Below are 21,402 nucleotides of genomic sequence, written 5' to 3' on the forward strand. Positions count from 1 at the left end.
ATCACCCCTCAAGAGGCTTGAGACGTTCCCCGGGCCGGTCACCGATGGACGACGCAGTAGCCAAGGCCGCCCCAGATGCGACGCCGATCGGCCCCCGGCAGCTCGGCGAGAACGATCTCGTCGAGGTTCCGGGGCAGCTCGAAGACCATCTCGATGAACTCGCGCTCCAGGCCGAGCAGCCGGAGCCAGTGCAGGTCGAGGCGAGGGACGCCGATCAGGTGGCCGATCCCCGCCCGGCAGAGCCAGGGGACCTCGTCAGCGACGACCACCGGGCCGCCCGGCCGGGTGACCCGCCTCATCTCCCGGAGAGCGGCGGCGTGGTCGCCGAACATGGTGAACCCTCCCACGCACAGGCTTGCATCGAAGGTCGCGTCCGGGAAGGGGAGCGCCTCGGCCTCGGACCTCGCCAGCCGGCCGGCCATGCGGGGGAAGCGGCGGAGGCAGTCCTCCAGGCGACGACGGGTATGGTCCACCCCGAAGACGTCCCAGCCGGCGGGGAGGAATTCGAGGTTGTCTCCGTCGCCGATGCCGACCTCCAGCAGCCGGGCGGTTGCCGAGGCCGGGAGGTGCCGCAGGATCGGCCGCCGAGCCCGGCGATTCCCTCCCTGCAAGGCGAGGAAGCGCCGCTCCCAGGGACGGAACCGCTCCCAGGAAGGGCCGCCGTAGAACGCCTCGGTGATCCGATTCCGCCCGGAGAGCGGGCCGATCGCCTCGACGATTCCCCCCAGGCTCGGGTACGCCCGACCGCAGGACGGGCACGACGACTCGCCTCCGACCATCGTCGCGCAGCCGATGCAGCGCAGCAGCGGGCCGATCGCGGAGGAAGCCCGGGAAGGGGATGAACGGTGGTCGGCCATCGGCCCTGCCATGACGACACCAGGAATCGAATCGATCAGAAGTCCACCGTGAGCGCCCGAGGGCCGGCGCGGTCCATCATCCGGTCGTAGACGCGGTTCGGCAGGCGGCGGAGCAGGCCCATCCCGAGGGCGGCGCTCATCGGGAACGCAAGGTCGCGCGGCCGTCGCTCGATCGCCCGGACGAGCTGGGCGGCGGCCTGCTCGGGCTCAAGCATGGGAACCGGGCGGCGGAACGGCGTGCCCTCGGTCATCGCCGTGCGAACGAAGCCCGGGTAGACCGTCGTCACGGAGACCCCCCGACGCTTCAGGGCCGGGCGGAGCCCTTCGAGGTAGGTCGTCAATGCCGCCTTCGAGGCCGAGTATGAGGCCATCCACGGCATGCCCCGAACGCCCGCCACGCTGGAGATGCCGACGACGTGGCCCCCTCCCCGCGCGATCATCCCGGGCAGGACCGCGGCGATCGCGTTCGCCACGCCGACCACGTTCACGTCGAGCATCGCCCGCAGGGCGGCCGGATCAAGGTCGGGCAGCAGGGTCAGGCTGCCGATCCCCGCGCAGGCGACCAGCGTCCCCGTCGGGCCGACGGCCGACTCGACGCCGAGAACCGCCTCCCGCATCGCGTCGAGGTCGGTCACATCCGAGACTCGAAAGGAGAGGGCGCCCTCGCGCTCCCCGATCTCTCCGACGACCCCGGCCAGCGCCTCCGCGTCGCGGTCGATCAGGCCGAGGGCGTATCCTCGGCTCGCCAGCGCGAGGGCCGTGGCCCGGCCGATGCCGTGAGCCGCCCCAGTGAGAAGGATCGCCCCGGAAACCCGGCCGCTCATCGGACGCCTCCCGGCACCGGAGGAGAGCCGATCGACTGGAGGAACTCGCGAAGCGCCCCCAGGAATCCGTCCGGATTCTCCTGCGGGGCGCGATGCTTCGCGCCCGGGACGAGGGCCAGGCGGCAGTCGGGCAGATGCTCGACCAGGTAGTCGGCCGTGGCGAGGAAGGGGGAGGCCTCGCCGTAAAGGGCCAGGGTGGGAACGGCGATGGAGGAGAGGCGGTCGGCGGTCAGGCCGGCGTCGCGCTTGGTGTCCTCGCCGCAGGAGGTGCGGCCGAGGCGGAGGAGACGCTCGGTGGCGGGCAGGCCGACGGCTCGCCGGAAGCGGAGCATCCCCGAATCATCGAGGTGGAGCACCTGATCGAAGAACTTGCCGAGGTCGTACCAGTGTTCATCGGAGAGTGTGACACCGGCCCCCGCCGCCTCCTCTCGGAACGCCTGCCAGTGGCCCCAGCGGCTGACGTCTTCCAGGTGCCGGAGGGCGGGGAAGTACGGGTCGGACAGGACGAGGGCCTCGACGCGGTCGGGGGCCAGCAGCGCCGCGTGGGCGGCGATCACGGCGCCGAAGCTGTGGCCGACGAGGCGGGCCCGATCGGCGCCGATGGCGTCCATCAGGCCGAGCAGGTCGGCGGCCTGATCGGCGGAGGAGTAGCCGGAGGGAGCGACCTCGCTGTATCCGTGGCCGCGAAGGTCATACGCGGTCACGCGGTGGTCGATCGCCAGCTCGACCATCGCCCGGCAGAGGTACCAGATGGAGAGGTCTCCCGTGACCCCGTGGATCAGGATCACGTCCGGGCCGTCGCCGGCCTGCTGAAGATGCAGGGTGAGCCCGTTGACCGGGATCTTCGGCATGGGTGAATCTCCGATCAGCCGCCGAGGTGTCGGGCCAGGAACGCCGCCAGCTCTCCGACCCTCAGGTCGCGATCCTCTCTCCGGCCGAGTTCGGCCATCAGCTCGCCGAAGGGGAGGGGGCGGCCGTAGCGATCCTGGAGGGCCTCGCCGAGCACGACCGCGTCGATCGAGGCCAGGCCAAGGTCCTCGAAGAACCGGGTTTCCGGCCCGATCGGGCCGGAGTACTCCCGGCCCTGGAAGTCGGACAGAACTCGGCCGAGGTCGTCAAGGATCTCGGATTCGCTCATCGCCGATCGCTCCCCATCACGACCCACGCATAGACATATTCACCCCGGATGGCCGATCCCACGGCGATCGGCCCGCCCGCCAGTCCGGGGCACCTCGACTCCAGGTCGGGGCCGAGGAGGGCGGCGAGCCGGCCCGAATCGGGGTCGACGTCCACCACCGCCACGCTCGACGGGCCGGCGATCATCCCCAGGCCGGTCGCTTTGCCGAGGGCCTCCTTCGCGCACCAGAGTCGGGCAATCCACCCGGCCCGATCCTCCCGCGGGAACCGATCCAGCAGCGACCGCTCGGCCGGGGAGAACGCGAGGTCCTCGAAGCTCGGCGATCTCGGCACGATCGGCTCGACGTCGATCCCGACGAACGCGAAGGGATCGCGGCAGGAGAGCCCGACCGCCACTCCTTCAGTATGCGCGATGGAGACGGCCGGCAGGTCGTCCCGCTCCGGCTCGAGCCGGGAGCGGAGCCGGGGCCGGCCGGTCGGGTCGGGCTCGATGGTCAGGTCGGCCGGATAGACGGCAGGCCCACCCTCGGCGAGCCAGAGTCTCCGAGCGGCCTCCTTGGCGGCGATCCGCCCCCAGAGGCGGAGGGTCCTCCGCTCCTCGGGCCCCACCGGGCGCAGGCAGCCGGCCCGTTCCTCGGGGGAGAGCTGGATCTGCTCCAGCACGTCTCGCCAGATCGGCCTCCCCATGTCCAGCGGCGGCTGCAACCAGACGGCCACCGCGTCCGGAGGGGCTCCCGGCAGGTCAAGCGGCTCGCCGACGAGAACGCGGTTGGGCATCCGAAACACGTCTCGATAGCGAGGGGGCCAGTAGAATCGCCAGTCCTCCCAGTCGGTCAGGCGCATCCAGACAAGGCCGTCGGGCCGGACCAGCTCGGCATCGACCCGGACCCGGAGCCGGTCGACCTCCTTGATGACGATCCGGCACGACACGTCGGTGCCCTCCGGCGGGTCGTCGCCGAAGATCGCCAGCTCCCCCAGGCGGAGCGGGAAGAGGACGTCTCCCTCGGCCAGGCGCTCCAGGCCCCAGAGGCCGAGGAGGTGGGTGAAGGCGTCGAGGACGATCGGATCGGTGATCGGCCTCGGGTCGTCCGGCTTCCTGCGCAACGCCCGGCGGGGGAGCACCCGGATCGTGCCCTCGATCCCCCGATCGGACACCGAGCCGACCCCCACCACCGCTCGCAGGGCCGGCCCGTGGAACAGCCACTGTTCGCCATACATGGATTCAGCCGTGAACCGGCTCGGCTCGGCGTCGGGGCCGAGGTCGAAGGGCATCGGATCGGGCGGTTCCCGCCGGGTCGGGGCGAAGAGGGCGACGGCCTCGACCTCGGATTGGTCGCGATCGATGGGCTCGCCCCCGGCCGGTCCGCGATTGGAGAGCAGGGCGAGCACCTCTCCGGGGCGGTCCGGGTCGGGCTCGACCGCGACGTCGAGCCGGATCGGGTCGGCTTCGTATCGGATCCAACGCCTGGCCCTCACGTCCCGAAGGCCGACCAGTGCCTCCCCCGGCCGGAGCCGGGCGGCCGCATCGGCAAGCATCTCCGCCATGACGGTGAACGGCAGCACCGGCAGGCCCTTCAGGTCGGGATCGACCTCGGAGATCCGCCTCCCTCCGAAGGTGTGGTGCTCCGCGACCGGGTCTCCCGTCGCTTCCAGGACGATCGACGAGACGATCGGCCCGCCTCCGGTCGAGTGTCCCCGGGCCGGCTCGAGATCGGCCGTCGAAAGAAGCGGGAGCGTTGCGACCGCCGGGGCCTCGGCCTCGGACCAGGGCGAATCGTCCCGGGAGACCAGGCCCGATCCCGGGGAGCGCCCTCCCGCTCGAGCCGCTTCGCGGAGAGAACGCCGGGAGGGCTGTCGGATCGGCTCCTCCTCGGGCTCGCCGCTTCCTTCGAGGCGATCGGGAGGGGTCGGGCCGGCCATCGCGATCGATTCCCGGACATCGGCCGAGGCTCGTGCCCCGAGGCGGGAGGCAAGCCGGTCGGAGAGGATCATCGCCGGGAAGTCGAGCCGGAGCGGGACGGTGACGGGGAGGGGGGCGGGATCGGCGTCGAGGTCGACGAGGGCCGGACGCCTCCGGGCGTAGAGCACGCCGGGATCGAGCGCGAGTCCTCGGGCGAAGAGGGAGGCGACGAGGTGGTTGAGCTGGGTCAGGCCCGATCGCCGGGGCAGGTTCGCGGCCACGGCGAAGGCGTCTCGTCCCCGGAGCGAGTCCTCGACGAAGCCAGCGAGGTTGCCTCGGGCGCCGACGTCGACGAACACGCGGATGCCGTCGGCGTGCATCGCCTCGACCGTCCCGCGGAACTCGACCGGCCTCGTCCACTGCGAGACGGCCAGGCGGCGGACCTCCTCGGCATCGCCGGGCATCCGGCCGGCGGTGCAGCACGAATAGACCGGCACCGAGGGAGGCCCGACTTCCAGCGTGTCGAAGAACGATCGGATCGGACCCACGGCCGGAGCGAACGCCGGGGAATGATAGGCTCGGGCGAACGGCAAGTCCTCGGTCGCCACGCCGGAGGCTCGCAGGCGGGCCTCGACCGCCCGGACGGCGTCGAAGGGGCCAACGAGCACGACCTGGTGCGGGCAGTTGTCGGCGGCGATCGCCACCGAGCCGGCCTCTCCTCCCAGCTCGGCCTCGACTCGGGCCCGGTCGCAGGCGACGCCGAGGAGGAGGGCCTCGGGGATCCTCCCCGATCGCTCGAGCCCGGCGAAGACGGCCGCCAGCTCGCCGAGCCGGTGCTCGAGCCGGTCGTCCTCGGGAATGGCTCCCGAGGCGACCAGGGCCGGGAACTCGCCGCTGCTGTGGCCGCAAACGGCGTCGGGCCGAAGCCCAAGCCGCATCAACAACTGATAGAGCGCCCATTGCGAGGCGAGGACGACGTGCACCGCCGTCCCGGCCTCCCAGAGCCCGGGGTCCCCGTCCGGCCCGGCCCGGTAGAGCCGGGAGGCGGGCGGGGCGATCGAGCCGGACTCCCGGGCCATGCGGTCGATCCGGTCGAAAAGAGCGCGGACCTCGGGGAAATGCAGACAGAGGTCGGCGAGCATGCCTGGATACTGAGAGCCCTCGCCGGGGAACAGAAACGCGAGGCCGCCAGGCATTCCGGAAGACCGTTCCCAGTAGTAGGTGCCTCGGGCATCCCGGATCGCGGCGCGCCCGGGTTCGTCGAGGCGTCGGGCGGCCGATTCGAGCCGATCGATCAGGTCGGCGATCGATCGGGCCACCAGCCCGAGCCGGGCCGGCGCGCCGGATCGGACGGCCTGACCGTTGAGCGTCGCGGCCAGGTCTTTGAGCTCCAGGTCGGGACGGCCCCGGAGTCGATCGGCGATCCGTCGGGCGCGATCGGCCAGGGAGCGGCGGTCGTCGGCCCCGAGGAGGATGGCTTCGTCAGGCCACCGCAGCAGGGCCCCGGGGGTGTCGCCGTCGGACGACGGGTGCTCTTCCAGGATGGCATGGGCGTTGATCCCGGCGAAGCCGAAGGCATTGACGCCGGCCCGTCGGGGGGAGGGACCGCCCCCGACCCAGGGCCGGGTGACGGGGTTGAGCTCGAAGCGGCCGCCGGAGCGGGAGAGCCGGGGATGGGGCCGACCCGTCCCTCCGCTGGCGGGCAGGGCTCGGTGATGAAGCGAGAGCGCCGCCTTGATGAGGCCCGCCATCCCCGCGGCGGGCATCGCGTGGCCGACCAGCGCGGAGGAGGCGCCGAGCACCCGGCCCTCGCCCGGCCCAGCGGGGGGGAAGACGGCTCGCAGGGCGAGCAGCTCGGCCCGATCGGCCGCGGGGATGCCGAGCCCATGCCCCTCGATGAGCCCGATCGAAGCCGGATCGACCCCCGACCGCCGGTAGGCCCGGCGGATGGCCCGGACGTGGCCCCGAGCGCTCGGCGAGGACAGGCCGGGGCCCCGGCCGTCGCTGGCCAGCCCGACCCCCTTGAGCACGGCGTAGATGCGGTCGCCGTCGCGCTCGGCGTCGGCCAGGCGCTTGAGGACGACCACGCCCACCCCCTCGCCGGGCACCAGGCCGTCGGCCTCCTCGGAATACGGCCGGGGCACCCCCGACCGAGAGAGAATCCCGAGCCGGGAGAAGACCATCGGAAAATCGACATCCGCCTCCGCGTAGACCCCTCCCACGATCGCCAGGTCGGCTCGGCGGGAGGCCAGCGAGCGCGCTCCCAGATCAAGGGCGACCAGGGCCGAGGCGCTGGCCGCGTCGACGACGAGGCTCGTCCCTCCCAGGCCAAGCCGGTGGGCGACCCGGCCGGCGGTCGCGTTCGTGAGCTGGCCGGGGATCGTCGCCGACTCGAAGGGAGGGAGGGAGGAGCGAAGGTCTTCTCGAACCGCGTCGAGCTCGGCCTCGGTCCACTCGGGATGAAGCGCGCGGAGGATTGCCAGTGTTTGCGCCAGCACGCGACCATGCTGGAGGCGCGTCAGGTTCCCCCGGTTGAAGTAGTTCCCCCGGCCGATGACCACCTCGACCCGACTGCCGTCCGGAACGCCGCCGCCGAGGCCGGCGTCCCGCAGGGCGGACAGGGCGGCGTCGAGCACGAGGAACTGCTCCGGCTCCCCCCCCTCGACCGTCCGGGGCATCACGCCGAGCGCCGTCGCGTCGAGGAGGATCGGCTCGGCGAGGTATCCGCCGCGACGGCCGGAGACGCGGTCGGGATCGCTCGAATCGGGATCGCAGAAGAGGTCGGCATCCCAGCGTCCGGGGGGGACGTCTCGGATCGACGGGCGGGCGGCGAGGACGTCCTCCCAGAAGGCGAACAGGTCGGGGGCGCCGGCGAACCGGCAGGCCATCCCCACGATCGCCACGTCCAGGGGGCGCGGGCCTCGACTCATCGCGCCACCCCCTGGGGGGACTCCTCGGCGATCGGCCCGGCGGCGGGGAGCGGCCCGTCCAGCGTCCCGAGGTCGCCCGACAGGATCACCTCGACCTCTCCCTTGCGGCCGTACTCCAGCTCGTCCAGCAGGGCGGAGCAGCCCGACGGCGGGTCGATCATCCCCAGCCCGCGACGGCCGAGGTGCCCCTCCAGGTCGGACACCATGCCGATCCCCGACCAGGGCCCCCAGTTGGCCGAGAGCACCCTCCCCGGCCATCGGCGGTCGAGCCAGAGGGCCAGCTTGTTCAGGGCGTCGTTGGCCGCGGCGTAATCGGATTGCCCCTCGTTGCCGAATCGTCCGGCGATCGAAGAGAAGAAGGCGGCGAACTTCAGGGCATCACCCCGGAGCGATCGGATCACGTTCATCGCGCCGCCGACCTTGGTGCCGAAGACCCGATCGAAGGATTCCGGAGACTTCTCGCGGAGCAGCTTGTCGTGGATCACTCCCGCGCCGTGGATCAGTCCCACCGGCTCGCCGAACCGCTCTCGCCAGCCGGAGATCACGGCCTGGAGCGTGGCGGGAGCCCGGACATCGGCCCGGGCGTAGTGCGCCTCGGCGCCGGCGTCTCGGATCGCCTGGAGCGAGGAGCGGATCTCTCGGGAGCGGACCAGGGCGAGGTAGGCCTCCTGAAGATCGGCCGGGGAGACGTGTCGGCCTCCCCGGGCGAGACGGCGGTGCAGGGCCTTCTTCAGGTCGGCCGCCGAGACCAGGCCGGCCGTCTCGGGGTCCTCCTCCCCCTCCGGCACCGGGCTCGATCCGACGAGAAGAAGCCTCGGCCGCCAGCGTCGGGCCAGCTCCCTGGCGACGGCGGCCGAGATCCCCCGGGCGCCTCCGGTAATTAGAATCGGGTCACCTTCACCAATCTCGATACAAGAATGTCGACGGTCGAGCGCCCGCTCGACGGCCCGAAGCCGGATCCGGCGGCCGGCCAGGTAGCCGACCTCGGCCCAGCGGTCGTCGAGGAACGCCTCGGCCGCCAGCCGGTCGGCGAGGACCTCGGCCGGCTCCCTCGGATCGAGGTCAACGACCCGGCTCCGGACCGCCGGCCACTCTCTCGCCAGGGTCTTGACCAGCCCGGCGACCCCTCCGTGAGCGGGGACGACCGGGGCCCCGATTGAGTCCACCGAGGCGAACGCCCCTCCCATCGCCGTCGCGGCGATCAGGCAGGAGCCGCCGCATCGGGAGGAACGTTCGAGGTCGTCGGCCGACGCCCGGGCCAGCAGGAACAGGCGCCGGAGGGCCTCCCCGGGTCGGGCGGCCGGGGCGATCCGGGCCGGCTCCGCATCGCCGAGCGGTTGCACATGAATAATGCCCGAGATGGGTGCACTCGCGCGCACCCGGTCCAGACGGTCCGAGATCGACGACGGCGAATCCAGGTCGGCCCAGCCCGGATCGACCACCTCCACCGGGTGTCCTCCAGCCCTCAGCGCGTTGGCGAGCCTCCGAAAGACGCCTCGACCGTCCTCGGTGACGAGGACGGCACCGCCGGAGGCGAGCCCCGACCGGATCGATGGGGGGTCGGCGGGGATGGGCTCCAGCACAAGCCTCCGCAACCGGGCCGGCGATGCGGCGGGAGGACGGCGATCGGGACCGGGCCGCTGGGCGTCGCCGATCGGGTCAACGCCTGCCGAGCCCGCCTCCCCTTCCCGGTCGGGATGCTCGCCACCGCCGACGCTCGAGCCGTTGGGAGCGAGCCGCTCCGCGCCCCTCTCCTGTTCGGCCCGGCCGGCCGTCCCTCGGGCAGGTCTCCCCGACTCCGCTCCCCCTCCCGCCGAGAGGGCCGACTCGACCCGAGCGACGATCTCCCCGAGCGTCTTCGCTCGGGAAAGGGAGTCCATGAGGCTGGAGCCGGAGCGGGCCCCGAGGCCGTCGACCGAATCGCGCAGGGTACCGAGAATCTCCACGCGCTTGATCGAGTCGATGCCGAGATCCGCCTCCAGGTCGAGCCCCATCCCGAGCATCTCGATCGGATAGCCGGTGCGGTCCCGGACGATTCGCAGCAGGACCTCCGAAACCGACGCGCCCGGGGAGGCCGATTCGGCCGTCGGGAGGGAGGAATCGATGGGAACCCCCGACGACGAGCCCTGTCCGTTCGACCCGGCCGGTCCAGGTCGTCGATTCTCGGGGCGTTCCCGGGGCGTCCGAGCCTCCCGGTCGCCGGCCGACGGCGCGGGGGCCGGGGTCGGAGTTGGGGTCGGAACCGGCTCTGCTGGGACTGGGGCGGATCCCCCGGCTCGGAGCCGATCCTTCGGCCTCTCGTCGCTCTCCTGGAGCGGCAGGTCGACCGGGCCGGGAGGAGGGGCCTCCGGGGAGACTTCGCCTCCGTCGAACCGATCGAAGCGATCGAGCACGTCGTTGCCGTCGAGCTCGATCCGCGATCGCCGCGCTCCCTCCGAGGGCTCGGCCGGGGGCCGGCCGGAGAGGTAGGCGATCATGGTCGCCTTCTGGACCTCGAGGAAGGACCGCATCGTCTCCTGGAAGGACTGGAAGGCTCGGGCCACGTCGTCCGTCGGAGCGTCATCGCGGAAGGCCTGGGATCGAAGGCGATCGAGGGCTGAGGCGTGCCCATTCCGGGCGCCGGGTTCGGTACCGGGGCGAGGGCTCATCGGCTCGATCCGGGAAGGGTTGGCGCGGGGCGATCGTGTTGAATCCGGGAGGGAGGAGGTCGCCAGCCGGGACGGCTCGCGAGGAGGATGCCCGTTGCGGGCTCCATCCGCGTGCCCGTTCGCGACGGCCGGATGCGGGGCCGGAGGAGCGTCGGCCTCCCCCCCAGCCGAGGCGAAGCGTCCCCCGTTCGAGCCGGGCCTCCCCTGCTCGACGCTCGGGCACGCCGCCGGGGACGAGCGATCCGGCAGACCGAGGAGTTCCGGGGCCATGCCCAGCCGGGCCGGCTCGGGGCCTCCGATCGGCCGGGCTCGGCTGCCGTTGACCAGCCAGGTGGAGGGGGAGTATTCGGGAGCCCCCAGCGGCAGCCGATCGAGATCGATCGGCCTCGGCCCGCGACGCCCCGTCAGCCGGGAAGGGCGGGTCACAGCGACGCCAGCGACGAGGAGCCGGGCGACCGCCGAGAGCAGGGTCGGGATGCCGGGGCGGCCCGGGGCATCGCAGGAGGCGGCCAGGTGGGGGCGATCGGCGAGGATGGAGCGGACCAGAGCGGAGAGCGTCACCCCCGGGCCGCACTCGATGAAGACGCGGACCCCCGAGGCATACATCGCCTCGATCATCTCGTCGAACCGGACGGGAGCGGCGAGGTGATCCCCCAGGCGACGGGCGATCTCGGCCGGGTCGGCCGGATGCGGAGCGGCGTCGAGGTTCGAGAAGACGGGCAAGGCCGGGGGAAAGGCGATCGCCTCCGAGGCGAGCCGGGCCATCGGGCCGGCGGCGGAGGCGACGATCGGCGAATGGAAGGCAGCGCCGACCGGCAGGTCGACACAACGGACGCCGGCGCCTCGGGCGCGGTCGATCGCCCGGTTCAGGGCGTCCCTCGATCCGGCGATCACCGACTGTCTCGGGCCGTTCCGGTTGGCGAGGACGACGCCATCGAGGTCGGCGATCAGGGAGGAGGCACGGTCGGCATCGCAGAGCAAGGCGGCCATCGCGCCAGGCTCGGGCCCGGCGGCCTCGGCCATCACGCGGCCCCGGGCCTCGGAAAGCCGGGCCAACGCGCCGACGTCCATCGCGCCGGCGGCATGCAGAGCGACCAGTTCGCCAAAGCTGTGCCCGCCGGCCGCTCCCGGCTCGATTCCGAGGGCCGAGAGCAGGCGAAGCATCCCGACGCTCGCTGCGCCAACAGCCGGCTGAGCGGCGGTCGTCTCCGAGAGGGCGAGGCGGGCTCGTTCCCGGGAGGCGTCGTCGAGCGTCGTCGGGGGAAAGACGCGAGGGCCGATCGCCGGGCGGCCGTCCTCGAGCAGGGCCGCGTCGAAGGCCTCGAACCCGAGGCGAACCTCCTCGAACGCCAGGGCCAGGTCCCCCAGCATCTCCAGCCGCTGGGCCCCCTGGCCGGGGAACAGAACGGCAACGCGGTCTCGGGCGAAGGATGGCCGGTCGGCAAAATGGACGCCAATCGGGTCGTCGATCGAGCGGTCGCCTCGGGCGATTCGCTCCCGGGCCGATCCGAGCTTGCCTCGCAGGTCGTCGAGCGAAGAGGCGACGATCGCGAGGGTCGGGGCGTCGTCGGCCTCGGGATCGACGCGATCGAGCAGCGCGTGGGAGAGATCCAGGAGCCGAGGCGACGCACCGGCATCGAGGGCCGTTCGCAGCCGGTCGATCCGGTCGATCAGCGCCGATCGATCAACCGATCGCCAGACGAACAACTCGGCGGGCCAGTCGTCCATCGGGTCGGGCCGGGGAGCCGGATCGGCCTCGTACGACTCGAGGACGGCGTGGAAGTTGGTCCCGCCGAAGCCGAAGGCGCTCACGCCGGCGAGGCGGGGGGCATCGCCCGGGGAGAGCCAGGGGCGGGCCCTCGTGTTGACTCGGAGCGGGCCGTCGTGGAGGTCGGCCTTCGGGTTCACCTCGTCCACGCCGATGGTCGGGGGCAGGACGCGATGATAGAGCGCGAGCGAGGCGTTGATCAGGCCGGCCAGCCCGGCGGCGCACTTGGTGTGGCCGATCATCGACTTGACCGAGCCGACAACGGCCGACGCCGGCGGGGCGCCGTCCTCTCGGAGGGACTGGGCCAGGGCATTGACCTCGACCACATCGCCGACCGCCGTGCCGGTGCCGTGGGCCTCGAAATAGCCGACGGCCGAGGGACGGACGCCGGCCTTGGCGTAGGCCCGGGCCAGGGCGAGCCGCTGCCCCTCGCCGTTCGGGGCGGTCAGCCCCCGGGCCCGGCCGTCGCTGGAGCTGCCAATCCCCTTGATGACGGCGTAGATGCGGTCGCCGTCGCGCTCGGCGTCGGCCAGGCGCTTGAGGACGACCACGCCCACCCCCTCGCTGATCACGATGCCGTCGGCCGAGGCGTCGAACGGACGGCAGCGCCCCCGGGGAGAGAACGCATGCGTCTTACTGAATGCAAGGTACGTGAACGGATTCTGAACCGTATCCGCTCCTCCGAGGATCACCATGTCGGCCGCGCCCGTTTCCAGCTCCCGGACGGCGAGGCTGGCCGCCGCCAGCGACGAGCCGCAGGCGGCGTCGACCGTGTAGTTCGCCCCGCCGAGGTCGAAGCGGTTGGCCACTCGGCCGGCGGTCACGTTCAGCAGGAAGCCGGGGAAGGAGTCCTCGGTCCACTCGGGCAGCAGGGGAAACGCCCGGTCGATCGCCTCCCGGGCGGCCTCGGGGGCGACCGATTCGAGCATCGGCAAGTACGAGCGGAAGGCGTAGCCCATCGCCACCTGGGCGGCCCCCCCTCCCATGCCGAGGACGACCGCCGTCCGCTCCCGGGGGAAGGGGCGGTCGGCATAGCCCGCGTCGTCGAGAGCGGCCCGGACCGCCTCCAGCACGAGCAACTGCGCGGGCTCGATCGACGGCAGGCTCGATGGCGGCATGCCGTAGCGGATCGGGTCGAACGGGACGTCGGGGAGGAAGCCTCCCCACCGGGAGACGACCTTGTCGGGGGCCCGGGGGTCGGGGTCGTAGTACGGCCGCCAGTCCCAGCGGTCGGGGGGGATCTCGACGATCGCGTCGACTCCCTTGAGCGTGTTCCCCCAGAAGGACCTCAGGTCGCCCGCGCCGGGGAAGATGGCGGACATGCCGACGATGGCCACGTCGGAGGGGGACGAGGCCGGGGCAACCGCCGTCCCCTCGGTGCGCTCCAGTCGGGCCGAGGCCCCCTCGCTCAGCTCGGCATGCAGCTCGGCAATGGTGGTGATCCGATCGCGCAGGGCGGCGACCTGGCCGATCATGTACAGGCCGCGCTCGTACTGCTCGGCCTCGCCAAGCGAGACGAGGGGGGAGCCGGCCCCTCCGACTCGATCCACGCCCTTGCTTGCCGCCCGGAGCCTCCCGACGTTTAGACGCTCCAGCTCCTCCCGGATGGCCTCGGCGGACGCGCCGGCCTGGAGAAGCCGTCGGCGCTCGGCAGCGAATTGCTCGGTGAAGGGGGAGGGGACGGCGCGGACCTCGTGCCCCGGACCGGTGGGCAGGAGAACCGTCTCCCGGCAGCGCAATGCCTCGGCCTGGAACCGGGGGGCGATCGCGCCGCAATCGACCGCCTCCCTCGTGAACAGGTACGCCGTCCCCACAAGCACGCCGACCTTCACCCCGAGGTCGGCCAGCGGAGAGGCCAGCGCCGCCACCGCGGACGCCGACCTCGCGTCGTGCACTCCCCCGGCGAACAGGAGATGGATCTCGGCCGGCTCGGCGACGGTCCCGCCGTCGATCGCCTCCAGGACCGTCGAGACCGCCTGTTCCCACAGGACCAGGCTCGACCTCGGCCCGACGTGCCCCCCGCACTCTCGGCCCTCCAGCACGAAGCGCCGGGCGCCATCCCGGAGGTATCGGCCGAGCAGGCCGGGCGACGGCGCGTGCAAGAACGTGCGAATGCCGATCTGTTCGAGCGTCTCCGCCTGATCCGGTCGGCCTCCGGCAATGAGGGCGAACGGAGGACGGACGGCCCGGATCGCTTCGAGTTGCTCGGCCCTCAGCGATGGGTCGACGAAGCCGAGGACGCCGACGCCCCAGGGAAGATCGCCCAGCCTGCTTGCCGTCTCGGAGAGCAGCGCGGCGGCCTCGGGCCCTCGGAGCATGGCCAGGGCGAGCATCGGCAGGGCGCCGCCGTCGGCCACCGCCGAAGCGAACGCGGCCGAGTCGCTCACTCGGGTCATCGGCCCCTGGACGACCGGGTACCGAGTGCCCAGCGACCGGGCCATCGGCGATCCCGGCGCGAGCGGCTGGGTGGCGATCGCCAGCGATCGGCCCCGGTCGATCGCCTCCTCGACCGCGCGGACGATGCCGCCCACGGTAACGAAGCGCCGGGCCATCGTCGCGGCGAAGGCGGCATCCTGGCCGATCGGCCGGGCCTGCCCGGCCCCCCATCCCACCAGCTCGGCGACCGCCCGGGTCCAGGCCGCTCCGCCGAGTTCGGCGGCCTCGCGCAGCCGGGCGATTGCCGTCGATCCCGGCAGGACATCGACCCGGATGGAAGGGCCTTCCTGGGGACCGATCGCCGAGGTTTCGCCGCCGTCGAGGCGGGTGAGGCGGTCACGGTCGCCGGCCGGCAGCGGCAGCTCGCGGGCCAGGAGCACCGCGCCATCGAGCACCACGCCAGAGGCCCCCGTCGCCACGCAGGCCGCCGCCGAATGGGGGCCGATCCCCCCCCGAACCCAGACCGGGGGGCCTCCAGGGGCATCAGCCAGCACCCCCTGAAGGAGGACGAACGACGACTCGTCGCCGCACGGCCCCCCGGCCTCGAGCCCCGAGACGATCACGCCGTCGGCGCCGGCCTCTCGGGCTGCGGCGGCCGACCAACGATCCGGCACCTCCGCCAGGGCGATTCGGCCTCGACGCCGGATCCGGCCGATCGCCGCCGCCCAGTCCGTCCGGCGATCCCCCCGGCAGGCCACAACCGCCAGCCGATCCGGCCACGGACCGTCGTCGATCCGATCGGAGGCCATCACCGCCCCGAACGGTCGGTCGGCCTGCGAAGCCAGGCGAGCCGACGCTCGCCGAGCGGCCTCGCCGCCGATCGACGAGAGGTCGAGCATCCCCAGCGCCCCCGCCCGACCGGCCGCCGCGATCAGCCCGGCTCCCTCCCCCCCTCCCGGGGCCACCACGAGCACGCGAGGCACGCAGATGTTCATCGAGACGGCGCTCCCCCAGGCGACACCCACCGCGTCGGGACGCCGCCTCCTCTCGCGTTGCTCATCACCTCGGACACCGCCTTGACGCCGTCCGGCTCGCCCCCGAGGATCGGCCCGCGACCGGGAGCGGCCCGGGGCTTCGGCGAAGTTCCCGACGCAACCGGCGATCTCCTCCGACCGCCCAGCAGGTCCGCTTCGGGCCGTCCGTCGCGATCAAGGGCTCCTTCACGCCAGGGATTCCCGAGGAGTTGCCCTCAATCGATCGATGCTCCAGCCAGAAGAGACGACCGTCCTTCGAGCGCGGATGCCAGGAACCGCCCGAGCCGGGCGCCGACCCAGGCGTTCGCCGAATGTCCCTGATCTCGTCCAAGAGAACTCTACCCCCAAATCGCAATTTGGGAAATCTGGGGCGACTGAATGGCATGGGAAATGGTAGACTGCTCTGAACGTGGCGGTCAGAGCGATCATTCCGGTTGTTCCGACCGCGTCGCGTTGGAGTTCGGGAGGAATGGAGTCACGTCTCGAGAGGAGCCAGGAGGGGATGAACATCAGCGCCGGGAGACGATCGACGCGATGGTCCGCCCTGGCCTGCCTGGCCGGGCTGGTCGTTTGCGGGGAAGGGGGCGGGGCCGTCCCGAGGGAAGAGACGGGGCCCTTGCCGGAGCTGGTCCGGCTGGAGCCGGGGGCCGAGGTTTCCCAGGGGCCGCCGAGGGGCTGGAGCCATCGGGTGATGCGGTCGGTTCCCCGGCTGTCGACGGGGGATCTGGCCGACCTTCCCGAGTCGGCCGGGGCCACGGCGACGCGGTTCCGGACGGTGATCGCGGCCGAGGTGGTGGCCGACCCCCGGTCGGGGGCCCGGCTGGCTCGGGTGGGGCTGGGGAACGCCGTGCCCGTCGGCGAGCTGGAGCTGGTGGTAACGCCGGAGGGTCCGAAGGCAGTGCTCCGGAGGCTGGGCGTCGTCGACCGGGTTGTGCTGCTGGCGGCTCAGGCGAAGCTCGACCAGGGCGTCCTGCTCGCCCGATCGCCGACCTTCGCGCTCTCGAGGAACCCGACGGTGCTGGTGGTCGACGGGGAGCACCGCGAGACGGCTCTTTGCTATGCGATCCTGGTCGACCCGGACACCGGCGCGCTGACGACCCTTTGCTGGCCGATCCCGGGTCCGGGAGAGCCGCTGGAGTCGGTCACGCTGCTGGCCCCGGGCCTGAGCTTCGACGCTCCGATCGACGTCCGGGCCACGAGGAGGGTGGGCCCGGTGGTGGTTTCTTGGTCCTTCGCGCTGGGCTCACCGCCACCGGGGCGCCGGATCGATCTGCCGGGGCCGATCGCCCGAGTGCTGGCTCGGCCCGATGCGAACGCCCCCGAGGCGGTGGAGCGCGCCCTCCGGTCGCTGCTGGACCGGGCCCGGTGAGCTTCGGGGCGATCAGCGGCCCTCTCGCCGCTGATTGAGCTCGCGGCGGATGCGGCGGATCTGGTCCTGGGCGATCAGGGTGAACTTGGACCGGAGGATCGGGGCGCCGTCGAACCAGTCGGTCGGCTCGGCGAAGGCGAAGTGCAGTTCGACGAGGGCGATTTCCGGCCGGTCGAGCATCCGGGTGAGCTTCGCGTAGCCGATGCCGCCGGCGAACGGCAGAGAGGGGCCGAACCGCTCGTTGGCTCCCCGACCCTGGATCGTCCGCCAGCGGTTGGGCCATCGATCGTGGCCGTCGAAGCTGGGGTCGGTCCTCGAGGCGACGACGACGGACGCCCCCGACCTTGAGGCCATCACCCGGGAGGTCGACTCGACCGAGATCCGGTCCAGCAGCCGGCCCTCGGAATGGAGGAACCGCTCCCGGGGGGCGTCCGGATCGTCGTCGCCGGCCCCCTGAGGGTCGATGGCTCGGGCCTCGAACCGCATGTTCGCGGCCTCGAACGGGCCGAAGGCGTCGATTCCGAAGAGCTCGGCGACGTCGACCTCGTCGAGGTCGACGCGGAGGGCGAAGTAGAGGTCGCCGGCGCGGACGGTGGCTCCCTCGACGTCGACGTCCCGGAGCGAGAGCAGAAACGGCGCCGACACCGAGTCGCGCAGGAAGTTCTCGACGGCCCGATTCGAGCTGGCGAGGTTGCGGAGCGCCTCCCGCTGCTGGTCGGCCGACTGCCCGTCGGCGAAGGTGGGGGCGGGGAGCCGTTCGACCCGGCCGCCGACGGCCAGGCCCTCGGCCGTCACCGCCTGGAACACGGCGTTCTCCTCGTGACCAGGCCGGGCGACCGGGCCAGGGGGGGTGGTGAGCAGAGCGAGGGCGACGGGGAGGAACATGGGGCTCGGGCTCTCCTCGATCCGGGGTCGTCGGGAAGTGCAAGCCGGGTAGCGGTCCTGCCGATAACGAACATTGTATCGCCCGCCTCCCCGGCCGGGACCGGCCGGCCGGATCGGGAGGCGGGCACCCGGAGCGTTCGGCCCGCCTCGGCGGCCGGGGAGGCGATCACCGTGTCCCGAAACCGGCATTCCCGCCCCTGCTCGGCGCCGAGGGCCTGGCTGGCGGCCGTCCTGCTGGCGGCAACGGCTGGGGTCGGCTGCGGGCAGGTGCCGGTGGTCGGCCGGTTCGACACGCAGTCGACGTTCCGGGGCCACACCGACGTGGCGGCGACGGTCTCCGCCGTGGTGGACGGGCCGATCGAGCTGTCCCTGCCCACCGTACCCGACCCGGGACCGATCGTCGCCGTGCCGATCCGGGCCGGGGCCTCGGCGCCGGGAGGGCCTCGGGTGGCGATCGTCGACGTCGACGGCTTGCTGCTGAACCGCAGCCCGACCGGCCCGTACTCCGCTGGCGAGAACCCGGTGGAGGTCTTCCGGGAGCGGCTCGAAGCCGTCGCCGCCGACCCGACCATCCGAGCCGTCGTGGTGCGCATCAACAGCCCCGGCGGTTCGGTCACGGCCTCGGACATCATGGCCGAGGAGCTCGACCGCTTCCGGGAGCGGACCCGGCTGCCGGTCGTCTGCTGCCTGATGGACCTGGGAACGGCCGGCGCGTACTACCTGGCCGTCGGCGGCGACCGGGTGCTCGCCCATCCGACCACGATCACCGGGGGCATCGGCGCGCTGCTCAACCGCTTCGACCTCAGCGACGCGATTGGCCAGATCGGCGCCGTCTCCGAACCGATCACCTCCGGCTCCCACGTCGCGATGGGGAACCTCGGCACCGACTTGCCCGAGGAGACCGAGGCCCTGCTGCAGTCGATGGTCGACGGCTTCGCCGCCCGGTTCCGGGGGCGGGTGGCCCTGCGTCGGCCTCGGATCACCGCCGAGGACTGGGAGGTGCTCGACGACGGCCGCGTCGTGCCGGCCTCGGAAGCGATCGAGCGGGGGCTGATCGACGGCATCGGCTACCTCGACGACGCGATCGCTGAGGCCGAGCGGCTGGCCGGAGTGACCGGGGCGGAGGTCGTGCTGCTGAAGCGGAAGGGGGACCGCGCCCATTCGATCTACAGCGTCACGCCGAACCGGCCGATCCAGGACGAGCTGTTCCCGGTCAGCTACCCGGGGCTCGACCGGTCGAAGCTGCCGACCTTCCTGTACCTCTGGTCGCCAGACCCGACGCTGTTGACGATCGGGGGGCCGTGATCGGGCCTCCTTGCCGGGGAGATCGGCCGAGGGCCATCCGGCCCTCGATCTCGTCCTCCTCGGCCGAGGCCCCTCGGCGATCGCCTCAAGAGGGGGGCGGGGGGGGGACGAGCCGGAGGATCTCGGCCGTCAGCGCTCCGATCATCAGCGGCTTGGTCAGGTGGGCGTTGAAGCCGAACTCCTGGCTTCGGCGAAGGTCCTCGTCCATGCCGTAGCCGCTCATGGCGATCCCGACGAGATCCGAACGGCGGGCCCGCAGGGAACGGATCAGGTCCAGCCCCGAGCCGTCGGGCAGGCCGAGGTCGCTGACCAGGACGTCGAAGTCCGCCCCGATGGCCAGCTCGATCGCCGACCGGACGTCCCCGGCGGTCTCAACCCCGAACCCCTGCCGGCGCAGCAGCCGGGCGACAATGCCCCGCGTGTCGGCGTCGTCCTCGACCAGCAGGATCCGGATCCGGTCCCTCCGGCTCGGGGCGGCCGCCGCCGGAGCCGCCGGAGGGAGGTCGATCCCGACGGGGGCCGGGCAGGTCGGCAATTCGACCCGGAACGTCGTTCCGAGCCCCCGGCCGGCGCTGGAGGCGGCGATCCTCCCGCCGTGGGCGTCGACGATCGCCCGGCAGATCGCCAGCCCCAGGCCAAGACCGCCGTAGCGGCGAGCCGTCTCGGGCCCTCCCTGCTCGAAGGCGTCAAAGACCCGGGGGATGAGGTCCGGGTCGATGCCGATGCCGGTGTCGGCCACCTCCAGCTCCAGCCAGGGCAGGCCGTCGAGGCGAGGGCCCGGCAGGAGTTCCCGGGTCCGGACGGTGATCCGCCCCCCCTCGGGCGTGAACTTGACGGCGTTCTTGACCAGGTTCCAGGCGACCTGCTGCAGCCGGACCGGGTCGAACGCGACGAAGCGGCGGTCGGCCTCCAGAGCGACGTCCAACTGGATCGATTTTGAGCGGAGGTCGGCCTCGCAGACCTCCAGCGCGTCTCGAATCGGGACGTGGGCGTCGATCACCTCCGGGCGGACCGCCAGCCGGCCGTGCCGGATGCGGGTCAGATCGAGCAGGTCGTCGATGAGCCGGGCCTCCAGCTCCGCGTTGCGTCGGATCATCGCCAGCGTCGGCCGCATGTGCCAGGGGGTCGCCGGGTCGTCGAGCAGGGCGTCGGCGCCGGCGAGCACGGGGGTCAGAGGGTTGCGCAGCTCGTGGCTGAGCACGGCGAGGAAGTCGTCCTTGGCCCGGTCGCTCGCCTCGGCCTCGATCCGGGCGGCGCGTTCGTCCTCGGCGAGCCGGCGCTGGGTGACATCGCGGAGGACGACGACCCAGCCGGCCGTCCTGGACCGTTCGTCCAGTCGGGAGGCCCGGGCCTCGAACCGACGTCCCGGATCGGCGGCGGGGCCATCGAGCTCGACAGCTCGCCCTTCCAATTGCTGGACCTCTTCCAGCAGGGACGCCAGCGCCGTCCACCTGGAGAAGGCCGAGGCCGCCTCCCGACCGATCATCCCGGCAGCCTCGGCCCCGGCCAGGGCCGCCGCCGCCGGGTTCAGCTCGACGATCCGACCGGCGGGCTCGATCACCACGACCGGGTCGGCCATCCCCCGGATGACCACCTCTCGGGCGACTGGCCTCAGGTCGAGCAGGTGGAAGCGCTGAAAGGCCGGCAGCATCGCCAAGCCGGTCACGAGGAAGGCGATCGCCACCGTATCCACGTGGATGAACCCGAAGACCCGGCCCATGTCCAGGATGTTGACCACCCAGGGCAGCAGCACGCCGAAGAGCATGACCCCGGCCTGCGCCCGGTAGATCCCCTCCGAGTTGGCCACCGCGTCGGCCAGCAGGACCGCGGCGATCGCCAGCAGGAGATAACAGTAGCCGAAGTGAAACCAGAAGGCCGGGCCGTACTCCGGCACCGCGATCGCGAAGGCCCCATACGACTGCTCGAACGTCCGGCTCCGCAGAACCTCCCAGTAGAGCCCATGCAGGGGGCTGGTCCAGGCCAGCGCCAGCGGCAGGACCGCCGGGGCGGCGAGGGGGGCGAACCGTCGGGCGGTCAGCCAGCGGTCCTGCCCGGTGAAGCGCAGGACGAAGGCCATCAGGCCAAGGATCGTGGCCACCGCCGCTCCGGCCCGGAGCATGAAGCAGAGCCGTTTGACCGGCAGGTCGACGATGAGCAGCTCGGCCGCCTCGAAGGAGGCCCAGCCCGCCTCGCCGGCCATCATCGCCATCAGCGCAGGGCCGCCCGGCGACCCGCCCCGCCGCCAGGCCATCCCCGCCACCACCGCGGAGACCACCGAGGCTGCCAGGAAGGGGATCGCCTCGGGGTTGGCCTGAAACGTGATGGTCGCGAGCCTCATCGCGTCGTCGCCCGAGGAGGGGGGAGCAGCC

At 72.5% G+C, this 21,402-nt stretch carries 10 protein-coding genes; 2 read left to right on the top strand and 8 right to left on the bottom strand.

Annotation, left to right across the window (positions count from 1 at the left end; translation table 11 throughout):
- Positions 1–38: 38 nt before the first annotated feature.
- The 6 genes from TsocGM_RS12180 to TsocGM_RS12205 are packed head-to-tail and all read right to left on the bottom strand — an operon-like array spanning position 39 to position 15,435.
- Entirely contained in the window at positions 39–869 is an 831-nt protein-coding gene (locus tag TsocGM_RS12180) for a class I SAM-dependent methyltransferase (protein WP_126725648.1), read from the bottom strand.
- 23 nt (positions 870–892) lie between these two features.
- On the bottom strand, positions 893–1,681 hold the full coding sequence (locus TsocGM_RS12185) for an SDR family NAD(P)-dependent oxidoreductase (protein ID WP_126725649.1): 789 nt from the start codon (positions 1,679–1,681) through the stop codon (positions 893–895).
- Complete coding sequence (locus TsocGM_RS12190) at positions 1,678–2,532, bottom strand: alpha/beta fold hydrolase (protein WP_126725650.1); 855 nt, start codon at positions 2,530–2,532, stop codon at positions 1,678–1,680. The genes TsocGM_RS12185 and TsocGM_RS12190 overlap by 4 nt, the downstream gene beginning before the upstream one ends.
- 14 nt (positions 2,533–2,546) lie before the next feature.
- Complete coding sequence (locus tag TsocGM_RS12195; RefSeq protein WP_126725651.1) at positions 2,547–2,819, bottom strand: acyl carrier protein; 273 nt, start codon at positions 2,817–2,819, stop codon at positions 2,547–2,549.
- Positions 2,816–7,648, bottom strand: a complete 4,833-nt coding sequence (locus TsocGM_RS12200; protein ID WP_158633515.1) for a type I polyketide synthase — start codon at positions 7,646–7,648, stop codon at positions 2,816–2,818. The genes TsocGM_RS12195 and TsocGM_RS12200 overlap by 4 nt, the downstream gene beginning before the upstream one ends.
- Positions 7,645–15,435, bottom strand: a complete 7,791-nt coding sequence (locus TsocGM_RS12205; protein ID WP_126725653.1) for a type I polyketide synthase — start codon at positions 15,433–15,435, stop codon at positions 7,645–7,647. The genes TsocGM_RS12200 and TsocGM_RS12205 overlap by 4 nt, the downstream gene beginning before the upstream one ends.
- A gap of 541 nt (positions 15,436–15,976) precedes the next feature.
- Here TsocGM_RS12205 and TsocGM_RS12210 point away from each other — a divergent pair.
- Complete coding sequence (locus tag TsocGM_RS12210; protein ID WP_126725654.1) at positions 15,977–16,843, top strand: hypothetical protein; 867 nt, start codon at positions 15,977–15,979, stop codon at positions 16,841–16,843.
- Positions 16,844–16,855: 12 nt separating this feature from the next.
- Here the strand turns inward: TsocGM_RS12210 and TsocGM_RS12215 are convergent, their stop codons facing one another.
- The gene (locus tag TsocGM_RS12215) at positions 16,856–17,728 is read right to left on the bottom strand and encodes a hypothetical protein (RefSeq protein ID WP_126725655.1); all 873 of its coding nucleotides are present in this window, start codon (positions 17,726–17,728) and stop codon (positions 16,856–16,858) included.
- Positions 17,729–17,899: 171 nt separating this feature from the next.
- Here TsocGM_RS12215 and TsocGM_RS12220 point away from each other — a divergent pair, with 171 nt between their 5' ends.
- The gene (locus tag TsocGM_RS12220) at positions 17,900–19,033 is read left to right on the top strand and encodes a S49 family peptidase (protein ID WP_126725656.1); all 1,134 of its coding nucleotides are present in this window, start codon (positions 17,900–17,902) and stop codon (positions 19,031–19,033) included.
- Between the two features lie 85 nt (positions 19,034–19,118).
- Here the strand turns inward: TsocGM_RS12220 and TsocGM_RS12225 are convergent, their stop codons facing one another.
- A complete protein-coding gene (locus TsocGM_RS12225; protein WP_126725657.1) occupies positions 19,119–21,371 on the bottom strand; it encodes a histidine kinase N-terminal 7TM domain-containing protein in 2,253 nt (750 codons plus the stop codon).
- Positions 21,372–21,402 lie beyond the last annotated feature (31 nt).

The sequence above is a fragment of the Tautonia sociabilis genome (genome assembly GCF_003977685.1).
Classification (GTDB): domain Bacteria; phylum Planctomycetota; class Planctomycetia; order Isosphaerales; family Isosphaeraceae; genus Tautonia; species Tautonia sociabilis.

Coding starts and splice junctions, on each gene's coding strand:
- TsocGM_RS12180 (WP_126725648.1), bottom strand. CDS start 869: ATGGCAGGGCCGATGGCCGACCACCGTTCATCCCCTTCCCGGGCTTCC.
- TsocGM_RS12185 (WP_126725649.1), bottom strand. CDS start 1,681: ATGAGCGGCCGGGTTTCCGGGGCGATCCTTCTCACTGGGGCGGCTCAC.
- TsocGM_RS12190 (WP_126725650.1), bottom strand. CDS start 2,532: ATGCCGAAGATCCCGGTCAACGGGCTCACCCTGCATCTTCAGCAGGCC.
- TsocGM_RS12195 (WP_126725651.1), bottom strand. CDS start 2,819: ATGAGCGAATCCGAGATCCTTGACGACCTCGGCCGAGTTCTGTCCGAC.
- TsocGM_RS12200 (WP_158633515.1), bottom strand. CDS start 7,648: ATGAGTCGAGGCCCGCGCCCCCTGGACGTGGCGATCGTGGGGATGGCC.
- TsocGM_RS12205 (WP_126725653.1), bottom strand. CDS start 15,435: ATGAACATCTGCGTGCCTCGCGTGCTCGTGGTGGCCCCGGGAGGGGGG.
- TsocGM_RS12210 (WP_126725654.1), top strand. CDS start 15,977: ATGAACATCAGCGCCGGGAGACGATCGACGCGATGGTCCGCCCTGGCC.
- TsocGM_RS12215 (WP_126725655.1), bottom strand. CDS start 17,728: ATGTTCCTCCCCGTCGCCCTCGCTCTGCTCACCACCCCCCCTGGCCCG.
- TsocGM_RS12225 (WP_126725657.1), bottom strand. CDS start 21,371: ATGAGGCTCGCGACCATCACGTTTCAGGCCAACCCCGAGGCGATCCCC.